The organism is Bacillus sp. FJAT-45066, assembly GCF_002335755.1.
GTDB lineage: Bacteria > Bacillota > Bacilli > Bacillales > Bacillaceae_I > Bacillus_CD > Bacillus_CD alkalisoli.
On the sequence record NZ_NISQ01000002.1, the window covers coordinates 1 to 1,421 of the forward strand.

General features: G+C 33.9%; 2 protein-coding genes. Both read left to right on the forward strand.

Annotated features, from left to right (window positions below):
* Positions 1–80 precede the first annotated feature (80 nt).
* Positions 81–401: a helix-turn-helix domain-containing protein gene (locus tag CDZ92_RS19490; protein WP_096155760.1), complete on the forward strand. Its 321-nt coding sequence runs from the start codon at positions 81–83 to the stop codon at positions 399–401.
* A 44-nt stretch (positions 402–445) separates the two neighbouring features.
* A complete protein-coding gene (locus tag CDZ92_RS19495) occupies positions 446–1,279 on the forward strand; it encodes an IS3 family transposase (protein ID WP_255249827.1) in 834 nt (277 codons plus the stop codon).
* The last annotated feature ends 142 nt before the right edge of the window (positions 1,280–1,421 follow it).

Here is a 1,421-nt window from a genome sequence, read left to right on the forward strand (position 1 = left end):
AGTAGTTGACCCCCTTATAATAGAGTTATAAAGTAGTTACAAATAGTTACGACTTTTACTGTTATAAGGGGGTAAAAACAATGGAGAAGAAACCATCGGTTAATTTGAGTGGAAAAGTTAAAATAGAGGCTGTAGAAAAAGTATTGAATGGAATGTCTGTAAGAGTTGTCGCAGATGAATTTAACGTAACTCGTCAAACAGTAAATAGGTGGGTTAATACGTATAAACACAGTGGTCCTATTGCGTTTAAAGTAGCTACTAATAAGCATGTAAACTCTTTTGATTCAGTGAATTTAGATGATAAAAAACGTATTCAACAATTAGAGAAATTATTAAAAGAAAAGGAAATGGAGAACGAAATTCTAAAAAAGTTCCAAACCTTTCTCAAAGAGAAAAAGTAAGTAAGAAATATGAGTGTATCAACGCTTTGAGAAAGGAATATCCAGTGTTTATATTATGTCGTGTATTAGAGGTATCTGTAAGTGGTTATTATGCATATCTTAAACGGCCTAAGAAGAAGGTTTCACATGGAGATAAAGAGCTATTTAAAAAGATTAGCAATGTCTTTAAGAAGCACAAGGGAACCTTCGGTGCAAAAAGGATTGCTGGGTACATGAAAAATAAGATGAGTATCATAGTAAATCATAAAAAAGTAGCTCGTCTTATGAAGGAAGCAAATATGAAAGCCACTGTTAGACAAAAAAACACTACGAAAACAGAGAAACAAAAAGCTGCTGGATATGTGTACAATAACCTTCTAGAACGGGATTTTAATGCAGAGTTCCCAAACCAAAAATGGGTTACGGACATGACTGAAATTAAAGTGTTTAATACGAAATTTTATATTTCAGCGTTAATGGATCTTTTTAATAGAGAAGTTATTGCCTTTGAGATTAGTTTCAGCCCTGACACTGAGCTTATTAAGCGTACGATCGAAGCCGGTCAAAAACAGCGTCAGCTAAAGGATTTAGAAGGGGTTACAATTCATAGTGATCAAGGAAGCGTGTACCGTTCTTTTGAACATAATAAATTGTCGAGAACACTTAAGTTTACCCCAAGTATGTCTAGGAAAGGAAACTGTTGGGATAATGCCGTGATTGAAAGTTTCTTTTCTCAATTAAAAGTTGAATTTCCATGTTTCTATCCAAACACTAAAAAGGCTATATTTGAGAAAGATTTAAAGAAATATATCATGTATTATAATGAAGAACGAATCCAAAAAGGCCTGGGTTATGACTCACCAAAAGAGTACTATAAAGAGTTTATAAAGGTAGCGTAATATATACAAAAATGATCCCAGTCATTTGGTGTGGAATTGTGAAATTCCTCACCAAATGACTGGGCCACCAAGCGTAAGCGCGGTAGTTATAAGAGAACGTAACTAATTATTTTTTCGACTCTATTTTTTGGGGGCTTGACCA